The sequence below is a fragment of the Streptomyces sp. CC208A genome, assembly GCF_030010625.1.
GTDB lineage: Bacteria > Actinomycetota > Actinomycetes > Streptomycetales > Streptomycetaceae > Streptomyces.
In genome coordinates, this window is the sequence record NZ_JASCXN010000024.1 from 28863 (window position 1) to 49330 (window position 20468).

The 20468-nt window shown below is 72.3% G+C and carries 17 protein-coding genes and 1 pseudogene; 9 read left to right on the forward strand and 9 right to left on the reverse strand.

Going from position 1 to position 20468, the window contains the following annotated elements:
- Positions 1–37 precede the first annotated feature (37 nt).
- A complete protein-coding gene (locus tag QK442_RS23945) occupies positions 38–1024 on the forward strand; it encodes an ATP-binding protein (protein WP_282696106.1) in 987 nt (328 codons plus the stop codon).
- A gap of 49 nt (positions 1025–1073) precedes the next feature.
- Here QK442_RS23945 and QK442_RS23950 read toward each other — a convergent pair whose 3' ends face one another.
- Positions 1074–2387: a hypothetical protein gene (locus QK442_RS23950; RefSeq protein WP_282696107.1), complete on the reverse strand. Its 1314-nt coding sequence runs from the start codon at positions 2385–2387 to the stop codon at positions 1074–1076.
- 352 nt (positions 2388–2739) lie between these two features.
- Here QK442_RS23950 and QK442_RS23955 point away from each other — a divergent pair, with 352 nt between their 5' ends.
- The 6 genes from QK442_RS23955 to QK442_RS23980 all read left to right on the forward strand — a co-directional run bounded on the left by QK442_RS23955 (position 2740) and on the right by QK442_RS23980 (position 10940).
- Positions 2740–5181 carry a SulP family inorganic anion transporter gene (locus tag QK442_RS23955; RefSeq protein WP_282696108.1) on the forward strand — a complete coding sequence of 814 codons (2442 nt, stop codon included), beginning with the start codon at positions 2740–2742 and terminating at the stop codon, positions 5179–5181.
- A 325-nt stretch (positions 5182–5506) separates the two neighbouring features.
- Positions 5507–7462 (forward strand): acetate--CoA ligase, encoded by a 1956-nt coding sequence (gene acs / locus QK442_RS23960; RefSeq protein WP_282696109.1) that lies wholly within the window; start codon positions 5507–5509, stop codon positions 7460–7462.
- Between the two features lie 262 nt (positions 7463–7724).
- Entirely contained in the window at positions 7725–9113 is a 1389-nt protein-coding gene (gene nhaA / locus QK442_RS23965) for a Na+/H+ antiporter NhaA (RefSeq protein WP_282696110.1), read from the forward strand.
- Between the two features lie 36 nt (positions 9114–9149).
- Positions 9150–9647, forward strand: coding sequence for a phage holin family protein (locus tag QK442_RS23970; RefSeq protein ID WP_282696111.1), 498 nt, complete (start codon positions 9150–9152; stop codon positions 9645–9647).
- Positions 9644–10588: an alpha/beta hydrolase gene (locus QK442_RS23975; protein WP_282696112.1), complete on the forward strand. Its 945-nt coding sequence runs from the start codon at positions 9644–9646 to the stop codon at positions 10586–10588. The genes QK442_RS23970 and QK442_RS23975 overlap by 4 nt, the downstream gene beginning before the upstream one ends.
- Positions 10589–10748: 160 nt before the next feature.
- Positions 10749–10940 carry a hypothetical protein gene (locus QK442_RS23980; protein ID WP_282696113.1) on the forward strand — a complete coding sequence of 64 codons (192 nt, stop codon included), beginning with the start codon at positions 10749–10751 and terminating at the stop codon, positions 10938–10940.
- A gap of 17 nt (positions 10941–10957) precedes the next feature.
- Here QK442_RS23980 and QK442_RS23985 read toward each other — a convergent pair whose 3' ends face one another.
- The 3 genes and pseudogenes from QK442_RS23985 to nth all read right to left on the reverse strand — a co-directional run.
- On the reverse strand, positions 10958–12157 hold the full coding sequence (locus QK442_RS23985) for a MarP family serine protease (protein ID WP_282696114.1): 1200 nt from the start codon (positions 12155–12157) through the stop codon (positions 10958–10960).
- 183 nt (positions 12158–12340) lie between these two features.
- A complete protein-coding gene (locus QK442_RS23990) occupies positions 12341–13045 on the reverse strand; it encodes a CoA pyrophosphatase (protein WP_282696115.1) in 705 nt (234 codons plus the stop codon).
- A gap of 64 nt (positions 13046–13109) precedes the next feature.
- Positions 13110–13913, reverse strand: a pseudogene (nth, locus tag QK442_RS23995) (endonuclease III); the annotation flags it as partial.
- Between the two features lie 548 nt (positions 13914–14461).
- On the opposite strand from nth, the gene QK442_RS24000 reads away from it, so the two are divergent.
- On the forward strand, positions 14462–15136 hold the full coding sequence (locus tag QK442_RS24000; protein ID WP_030495802.1) for a Crp/Fnr family transcriptional regulator: 675 nt from the start codon (positions 14462–14464) through the stop codon (positions 15134–15136).
- Positions 15137–15230: 94 nt separating this feature from the next.
- Here the strand turns inward: QK442_RS24000 and QK442_RS24005 are convergent, their stop codons facing one another.
- The 5 genes from QK442_RS24005 to QK442_RS24025 all read right to left on the reverse strand — a co-directional run bounded on the left by QK442_RS24005 (position 15231) and on the right by QK442_RS24025 (position 19343).
- Entirely contained in the window at positions 15231–16115 is an 885-nt protein-coding gene (locus QK442_RS24005; protein ID WP_282696116.1) for a prohibitin family protein, read from the reverse strand.
- A 437-nt stretch (positions 16116–16552) separates the two neighbouring features.
- Complete coding sequence (locus QK442_RS24010) at positions 16553–17383, reverse strand: MBL fold metallo-hydrolase (RefSeq protein WP_282696117.1); 831 nt, start codon at positions 17381–17383, stop codon at positions 16553–16555.
- Positions 17380–18243, reverse strand: a complete 864-nt coding sequence (locus QK442_RS24015) for an NUDIX domain-containing protein (RefSeq protein ID WP_282696118.1) — start codon at positions 18241–18243, stop codon at positions 17380–17382. The genes QK442_RS24010 and QK442_RS24015 overlap by 4 nt, the downstream gene beginning before the upstream one ends.
- Before the next feature lie 477 nt (positions 18244–18720).
- A complete protein-coding gene (locus QK442_RS24020) occupies positions 18721–19191 on the reverse strand; it encodes a RidA family protein (RefSeq protein WP_282696119.1) in 471 nt (156 codons plus the stop codon).
- The gene (locus QK442_RS24025; RefSeq protein ID WP_158821993.1) at positions 19188–19343 is read right to left on the reverse strand and encodes a DUF4177 domain-containing protein; all 156 of its coding nucleotides are present in this window, start codon (positions 19341–19343) and stop codon (positions 19188–19190) included. Before QK442_RS24025 ends, QK442_RS24020 begins: the two co-directional genes overlap by 4 nt.
- Positions 19344–19466: 123 nt before the next feature.
- Here QK442_RS24025 and QK442_RS24030 point away from each other — a divergent pair, with 123 nt between their 5' ends.
- Positions 19467–20432: an ArsA-related P-loop ATPase gene (locus QK442_RS24030; protein WP_282696120.1), complete on the forward strand. Its 966-nt coding sequence runs from the start codon at positions 19467–19469 to the stop codon at positions 20430–20432.
- The last annotated feature ends 36 nt before the right edge of the window (positions 20433–20468 follow it).

The window sequence follows — 20468 nt, forward strand, 5'->3', positions numbered from 1 at the left end:
ACCGCGGGCCGCGCTCATACCACTACGCTAGGTGAACATGAAGATCGCTTTCGTCGGGAAGGGCGGCAGCGGCAAGACGACGCTGTCCTCGCTCTTCGTCCGCCACCTCGCCGCCACCGAGTCGCCGGTCGTCGCCGTCGACGCGGACATCAACCAGCACCTGGGGGCCGCGCTCGGCCTCACCGAGGCGGAGGCGGCCGCGCTGCCCGCGATGGGGGCGCACCTGCCGCTCATCAAGGAGTACCTGCGCGGCAGCAACCCGCGGATCGTCTCGGCCGAGACGATGATCAAGACGACGCCGCCCGGGGAGGGTTCGCGGCTGCTGCGGGTCCGCGAGGAGAACCCGGTGTACGAGGCGTGCGCGCGGCCGGTCCGGCTCGACCCGGGTGAGGTCCGGCTCATGGCGACCGGTCCCTTCACCGAGGCGGACCTCGGGGTGGCCTGCTACCACTCGAAGGTCGGCGCGGTGGAGCTGTGCCTGAACCACCTGGTGGATGGACCCGACGAGTACGTCGTCGTCGACATGACGGCCGGCTCGGACTCCTTCGCGTCAGGCATGTTCACCCGCTTCGACATGACCTTCCTGGTCGCCGAGCCGACCCGCAAGGGGGTGTCGGTGTACCGCCAGTACAAGGAGTACGCACGGGACTTCGGCGTCGCGCTCAAGGTCGTCGGCAACAAGGTGCAGGGCCCGGACGACCTGGACTTCCTGCACCAGGAGGTCGGCGAGGACCTGCTCGTCACGGTCGGCCACTCGGACTGGGTCCGCGCGATGGAGAAGGGCCGCCCGCCGCGCTTCGAGCAGCTGGAGCCCGAGAACCACCGCGCGCTGCGGACCCTGCGGGCGGCGGCGGACGACTCGTACGCGCGCCGCGACTGGCGGCGCTACACGAGCCAGATGGTCCACTTCCACCTCCGCAACGCGGAGAGCTGGGGCAACGCGAAGACGGGGGCCGACCTGGCGGCTCAGGTCGACCCCGACTACGTCCTCGGCGAACCGGCCACCGCCACGGCCGCCCGCTGACCGCCCCGCCCCGCCCCGCCCTGGCGTCGGCGCCCGTACTGCCGTCCGGTCAGCCGCGGGCGGTCTGCTGGGTTGCCGGGGTGGCGGGCTGGGGGGCCAGGAAGGTGGGCCAGCCGGCGGTGGGGGCTTCGCCCACCTTCAGGGTGCGCAGTTTGGCGATGACGGCGGGGTCCTGGGCATCGAGCCAGTCCGCGAGCTGGCGGAAGGAGACGCAGTTGACGTCCTTCTGGACGCAGACCGTGGCGATGGTCTCCTCGATGGCGCGCATGTAGGTGCCGCCGTTCCAGGACTCGAAGTGGTTGCCGATGATGACCGGCGCCCGGTTGCCGTGGTACGAGCGCTCGAAGGCCTGGACGAGGCCGTCGCGCATCTGGTCGCCCCAGTAGCGGTGCATGCCCGGGTCGCCCTGGGTGGTACCGGGCGACTGGTTGACCATGAAGTTGTAGTCCATGGACAGGGTCTGGAAGGCGCGGCCCGGGACCGGGACCAGGTGCATGGACAGGTCCCAGAGGCCGTGGTCCTTCTTCGGCCAGATCTGGTCGTTGACGCCGCTGGTGTCGTAGCGGAAGCCGAGTTCGGAGGCGGCCTTCACGAAGTTCGCGCGGCCTTCCAGGCACGGGGTGCGGGCGCCGACGAGCTCCTTGTCGTAGTCGAAGGGCAGCGGCTGCTCGGTGCGCAGGCCGGCGTTGGTCTTCCAGTTCTTGACGAAGGACTTGGCCTGCCGGATCTCGCTCTTCCACTCCTCCACGGACCAGGTGCCGACGCCGCCCTGAGGGCCGCAGAAATGCCCGTTGAAGTGGGTGCCGATCTCGTTGCCCTCCAGCCACGCGCCGCGCAGTTCGCGGACGGTGTCGCGGATGCCCTCGACGTCGTTGAAGCCGATGTCGGAGCGGCCGGCGGGGTGCCTCGGCGGGTCGTACATCGTCCGCTTGTCCTCCGGCAGGAGGTACACCCCGCTGAGGAAGTACGTCATGGTCGCGTCGTACTTCTTGCCGACGTTCCGGAAGTGCGAGAAGAGTTTCTGGCTGTCCTCGCCGGCGCCGTCCCAGGAGAAGACCACGAACTGCGGCGGGGCCTCGCCCGGCTTGAGCTTCTTCCACACCCGCTGGTGCGGCTGGGCACCGGTGTAGGCGGTGGAGCCGTCGCCGATCAGCCGGACCGGGTTCTCCGGCGCCGCGGCGGGCTTCTTCTTCGCGCCGGCGCCCCCCGCGCCGGCGGCGCCCTCCTCGGCTCCCGCCGCGCCCTTCGCCGGCGGGCCGGACGGCTCCGAGCAGCCGGCCAGGCCGCCGACCAGGGCGACGGTGAGGACGCCTGCGGCCAGCGCCTTCCTCCGGAACGTACTTCCTCGCACGGCGGCTGACATCCCGCCCACCTCTCTCTTTTCCGGCTTCCCGAGACTCTGGCTTCCCGAAGCCCTGGCTTCCCGAGGCTCTGGCTTCCCCGGGCTCTGGCTCCCCGAGGGCTCCCCAGGAATCCCCGAGGGCTTGCCGAGCACGGACACGGGCCAAGTGCTACGACCTACGGGCTACGAGCGGCGCCAACCTCCCACCCCGGCCACCGGGACGATGAAACGACAAGCGGCAATACGCCCTCCAATCACCGGAACCGGTGAACAATTGCCCTGTTTGCCTCGAAAATAATGCCGGAGTCTTTACTCTCCATTACGATTCGTTTACTCAGAGTTGAGGTACCCGTTCGGCCTTGGAGGAGACCGGATGACCCTCGTGACCCCTGCCCGCACCCCCAACCGACCCCGTGTCCAGCGGCCCCACAGTCCGCCCGGGCGCTCCCATCGCTTCCGCCCCGCCGGCGTGGACGTCTCCGCGTCGGTCGCCGTCTTCCTGATCGCGCTGCCGCTCTCGCTCGGCATCGCCCTCGCCACCGGCGCCCCGCTCCAGGCCGGACTGGTCGCCGCCGCCGTCGGCGGGCTGGTCGCCGGCCGGCTCGGCGGCTCCCCGCTCCAGGTGAGCGGTCCCGCCGCCGGCCTCACCGTCGTCACCGCCGAGCTGATCCAGCGGTACGGCTGGCGCACCACCTGCGCCATCACGGTCCTCGCCGGACTCGCCCAACTCGCCCTGTCCGCCATGAAGGTGGCCCGTTCGGCGCTCATGGTCTCGCCCGCCATCGTGCACGGCATGGTGGCCGGCATCGGCGTCACCATCGCCCTGGCCCAGCTCCACATCGTCCTCGGCGGCACCCCGCAGAGCTCCGTCGTGGCCAACGTCCTCGGTCTTCCGGCCCAGTTGGCGGACGTCAGACCCGCCGCGCTCGTCATCAGCGGGCTGACCGTCGCGGTCCTGCTCTGCTGGCCCCGGCTGCCGGGCCGGGCGGGCCGGTTCCTGCGGAAGGCGCCGGCCGCGCTGGTCGGCGTCGGCGGCGCGACCGTGCTCGCGGTGGCCGCCGGACTCAGCGTGCCCCGCGTCGACCTGCCCTCCTGGAGCAGCCACGCACTGCCGGGGCTGCCCGACGGACCGGTCCTCGGCATCGCCGCGGGCGTCCTGACCATCACCCTGGTGACCAGCGTGCAGTCGCTGCTCTCCGCCGTCGCCGTGGACAAGCTGGTGGCCGCGCGCCCCGACGGGGGCCGGGGCGTCCCGCGTACCGACCTCGACCGCGAACTGGCCGGCCAGGGCGCGGCCAACGTGGTCTCCGGTGCGCTCGGCGGCCTCCCGGTCGCCGGGGTCGCGGTCCGCAGCGTCGCCAACGTCTCGGCGGGCGCGGTCAGCCGCGCCTCGACCATGCTGCACGGCCTGTGGATCGTGCTCGCCGCACTGCTCCTCGTACCCGCCATCGACCTGATCCCGCTGGCCGCGCTCGCCGCGCTCGTCATGGTGGTCGGCGTCCAGATGGTGAGCATCACCCACATCCGTACGGTCACCCGGCACCGCGAGGTCGTGGTGTACGCGGTGACGTTGGCCGGGGTCGTGCTGGCCGGCGTCCTGGAGGGCGTCGCCCTCGGCATCGCCGTCGCCGTCGCCGTCTCGCTGCACCGGCTGGCCCGGACCCGGATCACCCGGGAGGACCGCGACGGGCGTCAACTGCTGCGGGTGCGCGGTCAGCTGACCTTCCTCGCGGTGCCCCGGCTGAGCCGGGCGCTGCACCAGATCCCCGCGGGCGCGGAGGTGACCGTGGAGCTGGACGGCTCGTTCATGGACCACGCCGCGTACGAGACGCTGAACGACTGGACGGCCGGCCACCTGGCCCACGGCGGCACGGTCGAGCTGACCGGCCCCACCGGAGGCCGCATCCCGGGGATCCCCACCGGGGGCCGTACCCCTGCGGCCCCCACCGGAGACCGTGTCTCCGCGGCCTCCACCGCCCCCGCCCCGGACGCGGAGCCGGAAGGGAGCCGGGACCCGGGCGGTCCCTCCCCCCACGCCTGCTGTCGCCCCTGGACTCCCTGGCACAACCACCAGTGCGTCGAGCAGCCGGCGCCCGCCGCCCCGGCCGGGGATCCCCCGCGCCCGACGGGCCATCAGCTGGCGCACGGCATCGGAAAGTTCCAGCGGAACACCGCCCCGCTGGTCCGTGACGAGCTGGCCCGGCTCGCCCGGGAGGGCCAGAGACCCTCCCAGCTCTTCCTCACCTGCGCCGACTCCCGGCTGGTCACCAGCATGATCACCTCCAGCGGCCCCGGCGACCTCTTCACCGTGCGCAACGTCGGCAATCTGGTGCCGCTGCCCGGCGAGAAGGGCGGGGACGACTCGGTGGCGGCGGCGATCGAGTACGCGGTGGACGTGCTGCGGGTGCAGTCGATCACGGTGTGCGGTCACTCGGGGTGCGGCGCCATGCAGGCCCTGCTCGGCGCCGGACCGGACGATCCGGAGACCCCGCTGCGCCGCTGGCTGCGGCACGGCCGACCGAGCCTGGAGCGGATGGCGAGCCGCCGGCACGCCTGGGCGCGGATCTCCGGGCGGCTGCCGGCGGACGCGGTCGAGCAGCTGTGCCTCACCAATGTGGTGCAGCAGCTGGAGCACCTGCGGGCGTACGAGTCGGTGGCGCGCCGACTGGCGGACGGCAGCCTCACCCTCCAGGGGATGTACTTCCACGTGGGCGAGGCGCAGGCGTATCTGCTCTCCGACGCGGACGAGGTGCGCGGCTACGACGACGTCTTCCACGGCGTCCCGCCCACCGCGCTGACAACCCGGGCCTCCTGAGCCGCCGCCCTGACCGCCCGGGCCTCCTGAGCCGCCGCCCTGACCGCCCGGGCCTTCTGAGCCGCCGCTCGCCGCCCTGACCGCCCGGGCCTTCTGAAACCGGCACCCCGTACCCCTGCCGCGCGCCCTGAACCTTTCCCGGCGTGCGTCCGTGAGACTGTGTGGCCCCTTCTCCCTCCGCTCGGGACGAAGGGGCCCCCGTCCGTCAAGCCGCTCACAGGTCTAAACCAATTCGCCGGAGGCTCTTGTCACCCGGGGCATCGGGCTGATGAGCTATGACGCGGGACACATACGCACAGAGGACGCCCTGGGAAAGGGAGATGTCGTGAGCAACGAGAGCCTGGCCAATCTGCTCCGGGAAGAGCGCCGGTTCGCGCCGCCCGCCGAGCTGGCCGCGCACGCCAACGTGACGGCCGAGGCGTACGAGCAGGCCGAGGCGGACAGGCTGGGCTTCTGGGCCGAGCAGGCCAAGCGCCTGACCTGGGCCACCGAGCCGACCGAGACCCTGGACTGGTCGAACCCGCCGTTCGCCAAGTGGTTCGCCGACGGCGAGCTCAACGTGGCGTACAACTGCGTCGACCGGCACGTCGAGGCCGGCCACGGCGACCGGGTCGCGATCCACTTCGAGGGCGAGCCGGGTGACAGCCGCGCGATCACCTACGCCGAGCTCAAGGACGAGGTCTCCCGGGCCGCCAACGCCCTGACCGAGCTGGGCGTCCGGAAGGGCGACCGGGTCGCCGTCTACCTGCCGATGATCCCCGAGGCCGCCGTCACCATGCTGGCCTGCGCCCGGATCGGCGCCGCCCACTCGGTCGTCTTCGGCGGCTTCTCCGCCGACGCCGTGGCCTCCCGCATCCAGGACGCCGACGCCAAGGTGGTCGTCACCGCCGACGGCGGCTACCGCCGCGGCAAGCCGTCCGCCCTCAAGCCGGCCATCGACGAGGCCGTCACCAAGTGCCCGCAGGTCGAGCACGTCCTCGTGGTCCGCCGTACGGGCCAGGAGACCGCCTTCACCGAGGGCCGCGACGTGTGGTGGGACGAGCTCGTCGCCCGCCAGTCCACCGAGCACACCCCCGAGGCGTTCCCGGCCGAGCACCCGCTCTTCATCCTCTACACCTCGGGCACGACGGGTAAGCCGAAGGGCATCCTGCACACCTCCGGCGGCTACCTCACCCAGGCCGCGTACACCCACCACGCCGTCTTCGACCTCAAGCCGGAGACCGACGTCTACTGGTGCACCGCCGACATCGGCTGGGTCACCGGCCACTCGTACATCGTCTACGGCCCGCTGGCCAACGGCGCGACGCAGGTCATGTACGAGGGCACCCCGGACACCCCGCACCAGGGCCGGTTCTGGGAGATCGTGCAGAAGTACGGCGTCACCATCCTCTACACGGCGCCCACCGCGATCCGCACCTTCATGAAGTGGGGAGACGACATCCCCGCCAAGTTCGACCTCTCCAGCCTGCGGGTCCTTGGCTCGGTCGGCGAGCCGATCAACCCCGAGGCGTGGATCTGGTACCGCAAGCACATCGGCGCCGACCGGTGCCCGATCGTCGACACCTGGTGGCAGACCGAGACGGGCGCGATGATGATCAGCCCGCTCCCCGGCGTCACCGAGACCAAGCCGGGATCCGCCCAGCGCCCGCTGCCGGGCATCTCCGCCACCGTCGTCGACGACGAGGCGAACGAGGTGGCGAACGGCGGTGGCGGCTACCTGGTGCTCACCGAGCCGTGGCCGTCGATGCTCCGCACCATCTGGGGCGACGACCAGCGCTTCGTCGACACCTACTGGTCCCGCTTCGAGGGCCGGTACTTCGCGGGCGACGGCGCCAAGAAGGACGACGACGGCGACATCTGGCTGCTCGGCCGCGTCGACGACGTCATGCTGGTCTCCGGCCACAACATCTCGACCACCGAGGTCGAGTCCGCGCTCGTCTCCCACCCGTCGGTGGCCGAGGCGGCCGTCGTCGGCGCCGCCGACGAGACCACGGGACAGGCGATCGTCGCCTTCGTCATCCTGCGCGGTACGGCGAGCGAGGACGAGGCGCTGGTCGCGGAGCTCCGCAACCACGTCGGCGCCACCCTCGGCCCGATCGCCAAGCCCAAGCGGATCCTGCCGGTGGCGGAGCTGCCGAAGACCCGCTCCGGCAAGATCATGCGCCGTCTGCTGCGCGACGTCGCCGAGAACCGCGAGCTGGGCGACGTGACCACGCTGACCGACTCGTCCGTGATGTCGCTCATCCAGTCGAAGCTGCCGGCCGCCGCCAGCGAGGACTGAGCCCCCGGGCGCAGCAGACGCGAAGGCCCGCCCCGCGCCCCGGGGCGGGCCTTCGCACGTCCGTCCTTCCGACACCCGCTCCCGGCGCCCGCTTTGACGCGACGAAAGACGCATACCTGCCTAAAGTAATCCTCGCCGGACCCGCCCCAGGCTTGTTAGGTAAGGTAAAGAGTGCGTCAAGGACGCGACAGGAAGATCTAGGTGCGCCGGGAAGTCTGGTCGGCATGCGCTTCGCCCTGCCCACCCGACCGGAGGTTCCCAGGTGTCCACCCCCACCGACCGCAAGTTCCTCGGCCGGCTCTCCCTCCCCGAGCGCCGTTTCCTCACCGACGCCCTGCGCACCGAGACCGTCGGCGGTGTCCTGCTGCTCGTCGCCGCCGTCGTCGCGCTCATCTGGGCCAACACCTTCCACGGCAGTTACGAGTCCGTCTCCGACTTCCACATAGGCCCCGCCTCCCTCCACCTCGACCTCTCCGTCCAGCACTGGGCCGCCGACGGCCTCCTCGCGATCTTCTTCTTCGTCGCCGGCATCGAGCTGAAGCGCGAACTGGTCGCCGGCGAGCTGCGGGACCCGAAGGCCGCCGCTCTCCCGGTCGTCGCCGCTATCTGCGGCATGGCCACCCCGGCCCTGGTCTACCTCCTGGTCAACGCCGTCGGCGGCGGCTCCACGGACGGCTGGGCGGTGCCCACCGCCACCGACATCGCCTTCGCGCTCGCGGTCCTCGCCGTCATCGGCACCTCGCTCCCCTCCGCCCTGCGCGCCTTCCTCCTCACCCTCGCCGTCGTCGACGACCTCTTCGCGATCCTGATCATCGCGGTCTTCTTCACCGACAGCCTGAACTTCGCCGCGCTCGGCGGCGCCGTCGCCGGCCTCGCCCTCTTCTGGTTCCTCCTCCGCAAGGAGGTCCGCGGCTGGTACGTGTACGTGCCGCTGGCCCTGGTCATCTGGGGCCTGATGTACAACAGCGGCGTCCACGCCACCATCGCCGGCGTCGCCATGGGCCTGATGCTCCGCTGCTCCATCCGGGAGGGCGAGGAGCACTCCCCCGGCGAGCACATCGAGCACCTGGTCCGTCCGATCTCCGCCGGTCTCGCCGTCCCCCTCTTCGCGCTCTTCTCCGCCGGGGTGAGCGTCTCCGGCGGGGCGCTGGGCGACGTCTTCACCCAGCCCGTCACCCTCGGCGTCGTCCTCGGCCTGGTCGTCGGCAAGGCCTTCGGCATCTTCGGCGGCACCTGGCTGGCGGCCCGCTTCACCAAGGCGGAGCTCAACCCCGAGCTGTCCTGGCCGGACGTCTTCGCCGTCGCCACCCTCGCCGGCATCGGCTTCACCGTCTCCCTCCTCATCGGCGAACTCGCCTTCAAGGGGGACGAGGCCCTCGCCGACGAGGTCAAGGCCGCCGTCCTCGTGGGCTCGCTGATCGCCGCCCTGTGCGCCACCGTCCTGCTGAAGCTGCGCGTCCGGAAGTACCAGGCCCTCGTCACCGAGGAGAACCGGGACGACGACCACGACGGCATCCCGGACGTGTACGAGGAGGGCACCGCGGCGTACCACCTCCGCATGGCCGAGATCTGCGAGCGGAAGGCCGCGGAGCACCGGGAGCGCGCCCGACTGGCGAGCGCACCGAGCGACGAGGCCGACCGTCCGGCATGATCTGACTCGGACCGTACAAGAGGAGAGGGAAGAGCGATGAGCGACCCGTTCGACGGAACCGAGCGCAGCCTCGGCCAGCTGGTCGCCTCGGCGACCGCCGAGATGTCAGCACTGGTGCACGACGAGATCGCCCTGGCCAAGGCCGAACTCCGGCAGGACGTCAAGCGCGGCGGGATCGGCGCGATCCTGGGCATCGGCGCCGTGGTGGTGCTGCTGTTCTCGCTGCCGATGCTGAGCTTCGCGCTCGCGTACGGCATCAACGCCTGGACCGGCGGGCACAACGGCGAGGGCGGCTTGAACCTCGCTGTCTGCTTCGTGTTGTCCTTCCTCTTCAATGTGCTCGTCGCGGTCCTGCTCGGGCTGATCGCCCGGGCACAGCTCAAGAAGGTGAAGCCGCCGAAGAAGTCCATCGCCTCCGCCAAGGAGACCGCCGCGATCCTCCCGAACGCCAAGCCGCACCCCCGCCCGGAGGGCGTCACGGCCGCTGAGGTGACGATGGCCAAGGCCGAGTCTGTGGCACGCTCGTCCGTATGACCCTCCCCGAGAGCAGCACCCCCGGCGGCGGGCCCGTACGCCTCGACGGTCCGTGGACCCACCGTGACGTCGCGGCCAACGGCGCCCGCTTCCACATCGCCGAGATGGGCGACGGCCCCCTGGTGCTGCTGCTGCACGGCTTCCCGCAGTTCTGGTGGACCTGGCGCCACCAGCTGCCGGCGCTCGCCGAGGCCGGTTTCCGGGCGGTCGCGATGGACCTGCGCGGGGTCGGCGGCAGCGACCGCACCCCGCGGGGTTACGACCCCGCCAACCTGGCCCTCGACATCACCGGCGTGGTCCGCTCGCTCGGCGAGCCGGACGCCGCGCTCGTCGGCCACGACCTGGGCGGTTACCTGGCCTGGACGGCCGCGGTCATGCGGCCCAAGCTGGTCCGCCGCCTGGTGGTCTCCTCGATGCCGCACCCGCGCCGCTGGCGCTCGGCGATGCTCTCCGACTTCGCCCAGTCCAGGGCCGGCTCGCACATCTGGGGCTTCCAGCGGCCTTGGCTGCCGGAGCGTCAGCTGGTCGCGGAGGACGCCGAGCTGGTGGGGCGTCTGATCCGGGACTGGTCGGGTCCGCGGTCCGGCGATCCGGCCGACGAGGAGGCGATCGAGGTGTACCGGCGGGCGATGCTCGTGCCGTCCACCGCGCACTGCTCGATCGAGCCGTACCGCTGGCTGGTCCGCTCGCTGGCCCGTCCCGACGGCATCCAGTTCAACCGCCGCATGAAGCGGCCGGTGCGGGTGCCGACACTGCATCTGCACGGCTCGCTGGACCCGGTGATGAGGACCCGCAGCGCGGCCGGTTCGGGCGAGTACGTGGAGGCGCCGTACCGCTGGCGGCTCTTCGACGGTCTCGGGCACTTCCCGCACGAGGAGGACCCGGCCGCCTTCACGACGGAGCTGGTCAACTGGCTGAAGGACCCCGAGCCCGACCGCTGACACCCGCACAGGCCCCTTACGGGCCTCTCACGAGCCTCCTACGGTCCTTTCACAGCCCGCCCGCACGGGTTTGCGTCGAACGGCCATGTGCCCCGCGCATACTCCGATTGGCGGGCCCCGGGGCGGTTACCGACCCCGGCCCCCGGGCAGACGTCCCGGTATGGGCTGGACGTACGACTACGGTGACACGGCACGCGACCGCCGCTCCGCCTCCGGGCCGGGCTCCCGCGAGCGGGGAGGCCCCCCGGAGGCGGGCCGCGCTCCCGGCGGGCAGGTCGGGATCTCGCGCATCCTCAGACGGCGGGCCCGCTGGGTGTCGGCCCGGCTCCGCCACCCGCGCGACAGCGCGTAGGGGCCTCGGAGGGGTCCTCAGAGGGCGCAGCCGTCGGTGTCCACTTCCTGGTTCGCCGTGCGGCCGAGCTCGATGTCCTCGCGGATCTCCTCGACCGTCAGCGCGTACCCCGTGTTCGCGTCGTCGCGGGAGCGGGCGAAGATCACGCCCGAGACCGTGCCGTCCTCGGTGAGCAGCGGTCCGCCGGAGTTGCCCTGCCGGACCGTCGTGTACAGCGAGTAGACCTCCCTGCGCACCTCGCCCCGGTGGTAGATGTCGGGGCCGTCGGCGGTGATCCGGCCGCGGACGCGGGCCGAACGGACGTCGTACGAGCCGTTCTCGGGGAAGCCGGCGACGATGGCGTCGTCACCGCTGTGGGCCTCCTCCTCGGTGAAGCGCAGCGGGGTGGCGCGGAGGTCCGGCACGTCGAGGACGGCGATGTCACGGCGCCAGTCGTAGAGCACGACCGTGGCGTCGTAGAGCCGGCCCTCGCCGCCGATCTGCACGGTGGGCTCGTCGACGCCGCCGACCACGTGGGCGTTGGTCATCACCCGCCGGTCGGAGAAGACGAAGCCTGTGCCCTCCAGGACCTTGCCGCAGCTCGGAGCCGTACCGACGACCTTGACGATGGAGCGCTGGGCGAGGGTCGCGACGGGGCTGCCGGCGAGCGCCGGGTCCGGGGGAAGGACCTCGGTGATGGGCTCGTTGGCGAAGGGGCTGAAGACCTGCGGGAAGCCGCTGCGGGCGAGGGTGGAGCTGAAGTCGGCGAACCAGGCGCTGACCTGATCGGGCATCACCCGGGAGACGCCCTGGAGCACCTTGGAGCCGCGCACCTCCTTGCCGAGGGTGGGCAGCGAGGTGCCGGCGAGGGCGGAGCCGATCAGCCAGGCCACGAGCAGCATGGCGACCACGTTGACCAGCGCGCCGCCGGTGGCGTCGAGGGCGCGGGCCGGTGACCAGGTGATGTGACGGCGGACCTTGTTGCCGAGGTGGGTGGTGAGGGCCTGGCCGATGGAGGCGCTCACGATGACCGCCATCACGAAGATCACGGTGACCGACATGGAGACCTCGCTCTTGTCGGTGAGCTGGTCCCACAGGATCGGCAGCAGCCACATGGCGAGGAGGCCGCCGCCGAGGAAGCCGATCACCGAGAGGACGCCGACCACGAAGCCCTGGCGGTAGCCGATGATCGCGAACCACACGGCCGCGAGCAGCAGCAGGATGTCCAGCACGTTCACGGTCGTCAGCCTCGCAGATTCGTTTCCGGTCGCCGTCTCGTCCCCGGTCGCCGTCTTGTTCTTCGGTCGCGGTCTCGTCTTCGGTCGCGATCGCGGTCTTGGTCCTCGGTCGCGGTCTTGGTCCTCGGTCGCGGTCTCGTCCCCGGGGCCGCCTCTTCGGCGGTCGCCCGAGGGGTCAGCCTGTCATGACCGCCGGTCGAGCGGGATCCTGCGGGAGGGGTCCCAGGGGCGCTCCCAGCCCGCGAAGTGCAGCAGCCGGTCGATCACTCCGGCGGTGAAACCCCAGACCAGAGCGGATGCGACGAGGAAGGCGGGGCCGGCGTGTCCGGCCGGGTGGACGGCGGTGGCGCGGTTGGCGGGATCCGTGAGATCCGCCACGGGCACGGTGAAGACCCGGGCCGTCTCGGCGGGGTCGACGACGCCGACCGGGCTCGGTTCGCGCCACCAGCCGAGCACGGGGGTGACGACGAAGCCGCTGACCGGGATGTAGAGCCGGGGCAGCACACCGAAGAGCTGGACGCCGGCCGGGTCGAGGCCGGTCTCCTCCTCGGCCTCGCGCAGGGCGGCCCGCAGCAGCCCGCCGTCGTCCGGGGAGCCGTCCTCGGGGTCGAGGGCGCCGCCGGGGAAGGAGGGCTGTCCCGCGTGCGAGCGGAGGCTGCCGGACCGCTCCATGAGCAGCAGCTCGGGCCCGCGCTCGCCCTCGCCGAAGAGGACGAGGACGGCGGACTGGCGCCCCGCGCCGCTCTCGGGCGGCAGGAACCGGCTCAGCTGCTCGGGCGCGACCGTGCGCGCGGCCCGGTCGACCGGCGCGAGCCAGTCGGGCAGGCCGTCCCGGTCCAGCAGGCCGCCGGCCCCGGGGCCGTAGATCTCTTCGTCCGTGCGCGTCATGGGCACCCCCGTGTCGTCCAACGCCACCGCCGTCCCCCTTCGTTCCCGGCGGCCCCTCCCGCGCTCATTCCGCACCCGAGGGGCTCTGTACGGCTCCGGGGGCCACGCCGGGGGCGGGCGGCGCGGGGCGGCCGGGGTAGTCGGCGGGCGGGTTGAGCCGCTGGCCGGGATAGCCGCCCTTCTCGTACTTGAGCAGCTTCCGCGCCTTCTCCGGGTCGGTCTCGCCCTCGCCGTAGGCGGGGCAGAGGTGGGTGATGGGGCAGGCGCCGCAGGCGGGCTTGCGGGCGTGGCAGATGCGGCGGCCGTGGAAGATCACCCGGTGCGAGAGCATCGTCCAGTCGCTCTTCGGGAAGATCTCCGCGATCTCGGCCTCGATCTTGACCGGGTCGTCGGACTCCGTCCACCGGAAGCGGCGGGCGAGGCGCATGAAGTGGGTGTCGACGGTGATGCCGGGGACGCCGAAGGCGTTGCCGAGGACGACGAAGGCGGTCTTGCGGCCGACGCCGGGGAGCTTGACCAGGTCCTCCAGACGGCCGGGGACCTCGCCGCCGAAGTCGTCCCTCAGGGCGGCGGCCAGGCCCATGATCGACTTGGTCTTCGCGCGGAAGAAGCCGGTCGGGCGGATCAGCTCCTCGACCTCCTCGGGGACGGCGGCGGCCAGGTCCTCGGGGGTCGGGTACCGGCCGAAGAGCGCGGGGGTCGTCTGGTTCACCCGCAGGTCGGTGGTCTGCGCGGAGAGGACCGTGGCGACCAGCAGCTCGAAGGGGTTCCGGAAGTCGAGCTCGGGGTGGGCGTACGGGTACACCTCCGCGAGCTCCCGGTTGATCCGCCGGGCCCTCCGGACCAGGGCGAGCCGCGACTCGGGCTTGGCGACGCGGGCGGTTTTGGGGGCCCCGGCGGCTCGGGGGGTTCCAGCGGCTCCGGCGGCCCGGGAGGTTCTGGTGGCTCCGGCGGCTCGGGGGGTTCCAGCGGCTCCGGCGGCCCGGGAGGTTCTGGTGGCTCCGGCGGCCCGGGAGGTTCTGGCGGCTCCGGTGGCTCCGGTGGGCTTCTTCGCGGCGGCTTTCTTCGGGCGTTCCCGGGCACGGTCCGTCGTGCGCTCCTGCGCGTGCGAATCGCCCCGATCGGCGCCTTTCGAACGTTTCGACACGCCGCGTTCGCCCACAGCGGAATTACCTTCGGCCGACACTCTTCCAGCCCCCTTGGCCTGCGTTCTCACCGGCGAGTTGGACACCCGGCCAGCCTAGGCGCCGGGGCCGACATCCGCCCCGCCCACCGCCCATCGGACCCCGATCGGGCCCCTGACGTTCGGCAATGGCGTCCGGTGCGTCAAACTTGTTGTGATTGATCGCACTGTTTGGCACGTCCGGCATCATGGGAGCCAGGTCCCGTGAGCAGGTCGACAGTAGGAGTGAACTCGTGGACGACGTTCTGCGGCGCGCCCCGCTCTTCGCGGCGCTCGATGACGAGCAGGCCGCCGAGCTGCGCGCCTCGATGAGTGAGGTGACGCTCGCCCGTGGCGACGCGCTCTTCCACGAGGGCGACCCCGGCGACCGCCTGTACGTGGTCACCGAGGGCAAGGTGAAGCTGCACCGCACCTCCCCCGACGGCCGCGAGAACATGCTGGCCGTCCTCGGCCCCGGCGAGCTCATCGGCGAACTGTCCCTCTTCGACCCGGGCCCGCGCACCGCGACCGCGACGGCGCTGACCGAGGTCAAGCTGCTCGGCCTCGGTCACGGCGACCTCCAGCCCTGGCTGAACGCCCGGCCCGAGGTGGCCGGCGCCCTGCTGCGGGCCGTCGCCCGCCGTCTGCGCAAGACCAACGACCAGATGTCCGACCTGGTCTTCTCCGACGTGCCGGGCCGGGTCGCCCGCGCGCTCCTCGACCTGTCGCGCCGCTTCGGCGTGCAGTCGGAGGAGGGCATCCACGTCGTCCACGACCTCACCCAGGAGGAGCTGGCCCAGCTCGTCGGCGCCTCCCGCGAGACCGTGAACAAGGCGCTCGCCGACTTCGCCCAGCGCGGCTGGCTGCGCCTTGAGGCCCGTGCCGTGATCCTGCTGGACGTGGAGCGCCTCGCGAAGCGCTCGCGGTAACCCACGCGCGCGTACGGTACGGAAAAGGGGGCCGCCCGGTTCGACCGGGCGGCCCCCTTCCGCGTTCCGTGCGGACGCGTTCCGGGCGGGCGGGTCAGCGCTTGGAGCCGTCCACGATCACCGGGGCCGAGTTGCCGTTGCCGCAGGGCACCGCGTAGACCGGGTTCTTCTCCGCGGCCGCCTTGTAGGCGTCGATGCACTGGTTCGTCAGGACCTTGTCGGTCAGCGAGTCGTTGAGGATCTTGTTGGCGCGGGCGATGCCCTCCGCCTCGATCCGGCGCCGGTCCGACTCCGCCTTGGCCGTACGGGCCGCCTCAAGGGCCCGCTCGGTGGCCTGCTGCTGCTGGATCTTGCGGTCGATCTGGTCCTGGAGCGCGTCCGAGGGCTTCACGTTCCGCAGGTTGACGGTGGTGACGTCGATGCCGCGCGGGGCCAGGCGCTCCTTGATCAGGGCGCCGATCTCGGCGTTGATCTTCTCGCGGTCGGAGGTGTACCCCTGCTCGCTGGTGTAGCGGGCGAAGACGTTGCGGACGATCTCCCGGCTGTCCGGGTAGACCAGCCGCTGCTGGATGGCGTCCGCGCTGCCCGCGAGCTTGTAGAGCTCGACGGCCTTGGTCGGGACGACGGCCCACTTCACCGTGACCTCGGCGTACATGACGCCGCCCTGCGAGGAGCGGACCTCGACCACGTCCTTGTCGGAGAGGTTGAGGTCGACCGGGCGGGTCGAGAAGGTGGTGACGTCGGTGAACGGCGACTTCACGTGCATGCCGGAGGTCATCGGCGTACCGACCTTGCCGAAGGCGACCGGGACGCCGACCTCGTACGCGCTGACCACGTAGACCATGCTCACGATCAGCGAGAAGACGCCGGCCACCAGCGCGCCGACGGAGCCCATCTTCAGGCCGGTCGAGTCCTGCGACCGGCCGACGAAGTAGAGCACCACCGCGGCGATGACCAACAGGATGGCTATGACGAACACGGGCTTCCCCCTGAGAACTACGGTCTGGTGTAAACGGAGCGTAAAGCACTCCGGGAAGCCGCAGAATGCCAGGGGTCGGCAATTCTGCCCGCCGCGGAGTTCCTGGTCTCGGCCATTCCCGCCGACGCGGGGTTCCTGGAGTCGGCAACGCCCGTCGTGGCGGGGTCGGTCGGTCCTCCCTCCACGGGGTCCTGACGCCGGCCGTCCCCCCGCTGGGAGGGATCCCGGGGCGGCGGCGCTTCCCGGCGCGGGGCCGGGGGCGGTGGACTGGTCGGGCTCCCGCCGCGAAGTCCTGGTGCCGCTCGTTCCCCTCGGCGCGGGGTTCCCGGGGACGGCAACGCTCCCCGATGCGGGGCCGGGGGTGGCGGGGCGGCCGGGCGTCCTTCCCGCTTCGGCTTCCCGGGGCGGGCGGGGGTTCTTCTCGGTGTGAGGGGCGGTCAGATCAGGCCGCGTTCCCGCAGGTACTCCAGCTGTGCCCGGACGGACAGTTCCGCCGCCGGCCAGAGGGAGCGGTGTACGTCTGCGTAGACGTGCGCCACCACCTCGGAGGCCGTACGGTGTCCCGCTTCGACCGCCGTCTCCACCTGCGCCAGTCGGCTCGCCCGGTGCGCCAGGTAGAAGTCCACGGCTCCCTGGGCGTCTTCCAGGACCGGGCCGTGGCCCGGCAGGACGGTGTGCACGCCGTCGTCCACGGTCAGGGAGCGCAGGCGCCGCAGCGAGTCCAGGTAGTCGCCGAGCCGCCCGTCGGGGTGCGCCACCATCGTCGTGCCGCGTCCCAGGACCGTGTCGCCGGTCAGCACCGCGCGGTCGGCGGGGAGGTGGAAGGAGAGCGAGTCGGAGGTGTGGCCGGGCGTCGGTACCACCCGCAGCTCCAGACCGCCGACGGTGATCACCTCGCCCGCGCCCAGGCCCTCGTCGCCGAGGCGGAGCGCCGGGTCGAGGGCACGGACGGCCGTCCCGGTCAGCTCGGCGAACCGGCCCGCGCCCTCGGCGTGGTCCGGGTGACCGTGCGTCAGCAGGGTCAGCGCGATCCGCTTGCCCAGCTTCTCCGCGGTGTCGATCACGTGCCGGAGGTGGCCCTCGTCGAGCGGGCCGGGGTCGACGACCACGGCCAGGTCGGAGCCGGGCTCGGACAGCAGCCAGGTGTTGGTGCCGTCCAGGGTCATCGCGGACGGGTTGGGCGCGAGCACGTTCACGGCCCGCTCGGTCGCGGGACCGGAGGTGACGAGCCCGCGCGGCCGGCCGGGGAGGGCGGCGGCGTCGGTCACGCGGAACCGCCCCCGACCCGCTTGGTGAACTCGTCGTGCCCCGGCCAGGTGAGCACCACCTGACCGTCCTCCACGCGCGCGCGTGCCAGGACCGGCGTCATGGACTGCTTTCCGGCCGCCGTCAGGGCCTCCGCGGCCGTGCCGCAGGGCTGAAGGGACCGCAGGGTGGCGATGGTCGGCGGCATCATCGTCAGCTCGCCCCGGTCGTAGCCGGCCGCGGCCTCGGCCGGACGGATCCAGACCGTGCGGTCGGCCTCGCCGGAGACGTCCCGAGTACGCTGCCCGGCCGGCAGCGCGGCGACGAAGAACCAGGTGTCGTACCGCCGCTGCTCGAACTCGGGGGTGATCCAGCGGGCCCACGCGCCGAGCAGGTCGGAACGGAGGACGAGCCCGCGCCGGTCGAGGAAGTCCGCGAAGGCCAGCTCGCGGGCGACCAGCGCCTGCCGGTCGCGCTCCCAGTCCTCGCCGGTGGTGTCGCCGACGACGGTGTCCGGGCTCTCTCCGGCGAGCAGCACGCCCGCCTCCTCGAAGGTCTCGCGGACGGCGGCGCAGACCACGGCCTGGGCCTGCGCGGGGTCGTCGAGCCCGAGCCGCTCCGCCCACTCCTCCAGGGAGGGCCCGGCCCAGCGCACCGGCTGCTCGTCGCGCGGGTCGACCCCGCCGCCGGGATAGGCGTACGCGCCTCCGGCGAAGGCCATCGAGGTGCGACGGCGCAGCATGTGGACCTCGGGCCCGCCGTCCGCGTCGCGCAGCAGGAGCACGGTGGCGGCGCGCCGGGGCGTCACCGGCACGAGCTCTCCGGCGGCGAGGGCGCGGATGCGGTCGGGCCATTCCGGCGGGTACCACTGACCATTCGACATGGGCGGATGCTATGCGCAACGAACGGAATGCACGAGAGCTGCCCGCGTGGGGGGCGGTACGCGCGGGAGCCACGTGGGGTTGCCGGCTGCCGCTGGGGGCCGGCAGCCCCGGAGCGGCGGAACGCCTGTGAAGTCGGCCACACGGCGCGGCACGCGCCGGACCCGGCCGCCAAGGGACCGACCCGCGCGGGAGCCTCCCGCCCGGGGAGGCGGGAACTCACGCGGGGGGCCGGCCGCTCAGGGGACGGACGTACGGAAAGCCGCCCGCTCAAGGGGCGGAGGACGTACGGGAAGCCGCCCGCTCAAAGGGCGGAGGACGTACCGGAAGCCAGCCGCTCAAAGGGCGGACGGGCGAGGAGCCAGTCACTCAAAGGTCGGACGGGCGGGAAGCCGCCCGCTCAAGGGGCGGACGTACGAGAAGCCGGCCAGTCCCTTCTTTCGGAGGGGTGGCCGGCTTCGCGCGCGTGGTGGGCGGGATCAGGCCTCGGTCAGCTCGACCTGGACCTCGACCTCGACGGGGGCGTCGAGCGGGAGGACGGCGACGCCGACGGCGCTGCGGGCGTGCACGCCCTTGTCACCGAGGATCTCGCCGAGCAGCTCGCTGGCGCCGTTGAGGACCGCGGGCTGACCGGTGAAGTCGGCGGCGGAGGCGACGAAGCCGACGACCTTCACGACGCGCTTGATCCGGTCGAGGTCACCGGCGACCGACTTCACGGCCGCGAGCGCGTTCAGCGCGCAGGTGGCGGCGAGCTCCTTGGCCTCCTCGGCGGTCACCTCGGCGCCGACCTTGCCGGTCACCGGAAGCTTGCCCCCCACCATCGGGAGCTGGCCCGCGGTGTAGACGTACACGCCGGACTGGACGGCCGGCTGGTAGGCGGCGAGCGGCGGGACGACCTCGGGCAGCTTCAGGCCCAGCTCCGCGATCCGGGCTTCGACGGCCCCGCTCACGACTGCGGCCGCTTCATGTAGGCCACGAGCTGCTCCGGGTTCGGGCCGGGCACGACCTGGACGAGCTCCCAGCCGTCCTGGCCCCAGTTGTCGAGAATCTGCTTGGTCGCGTGCACCAGAAGCGGCACCGTGACGTACTCCCACTTGGTCATGGAGCCGACTGTAGCCGCTGCGGCGGGGGGCTTTCCCGAGGCTCCCCCCGACGCTCCCCCTAGGGGGCTTCTCCGGGGCGGTCCGCTGATTGCGCGGGCCCGCCAGTGGTTAGGCTCGACAGCGTGAGCAGGCTCCAGGTCGTCAGCGGCAAGGGCGGTACCGGTAAGACGACGGTCGCCGCCGCCCTCGCCCTCGCCCTCGCGACGGAGGGGAAGCGGACGCTCCTCGTCGAGGTCGAAGGCAGACAGGGCATCGCACAGCTCTTCGAGACGGAGGCGCTTCCCTACGAGGAGCGCAAGATCGCCGTGGCTCCGGGCGGCGGCGAGGTGTACGCGCTGGCGATCGACGCCGAGCGCGCCCTCCTCGACTACCTCCAGATGTTCTACAAACTGGGCGGCGCGGGCCGGGCCCTGAAGAAGCTCGGCGCGATCGACTTCGCGACGACGATAGCGCCGGGGGTGCGGGACGTCCTGCTCACCGGCAAGGCGTGCGAGGCGGTCCGGCGGCGGGAGCGCGACGGCCGCCCGGTCTACGACCACGTGGTGATGGACGCCCCGCCGACCGGCCGCATCACCCGCTTCCTCAACGTGAACGACGAGGTGGCGGGGCTGGCCCGGATCGGCCCGATACACAACCAGGCGCAGGCGGTGATGGGGGTCCTCAAGTCCCCCGAGACGGCCGTGCACTTGGTGACCCTCCTTGAGGAGATGCCGGTCCAGGAGACGGCGGACGGCATCGCCGAGCTGCGCGCCGCGGGGCTGCCGGTGGGCCGGGTGGTGGTGAACATGGTCCGCCCGCAGCTCCTCGACGGGGCGGCGGTACGGGCCGCCTCCGGCGACCACCGCGAGGCGATCGCGCGGACGCTGGCGTCCGTCGGGGTCACGGGTGCCGCAGGCCTGGTCGAGCCGCTGCTCGACGAGGCGGCCGAGCACGCCCGCCGGGTGGAGCTGGAGCGGAGCCAGCGGGCCGTCCTGGACGGCATCGGGGTGCCCGCGTACGAGCTGCCCTACCTGGGCGACGGGGCGGACATCGCGGGCCTGTACCGCCTGGCGAAGGAACTGCGGAGGCAAGGGGTGGGTGCGGCGTGACGGAGAAGACCCCGAGGATCGCCACGAGCGGCGCCG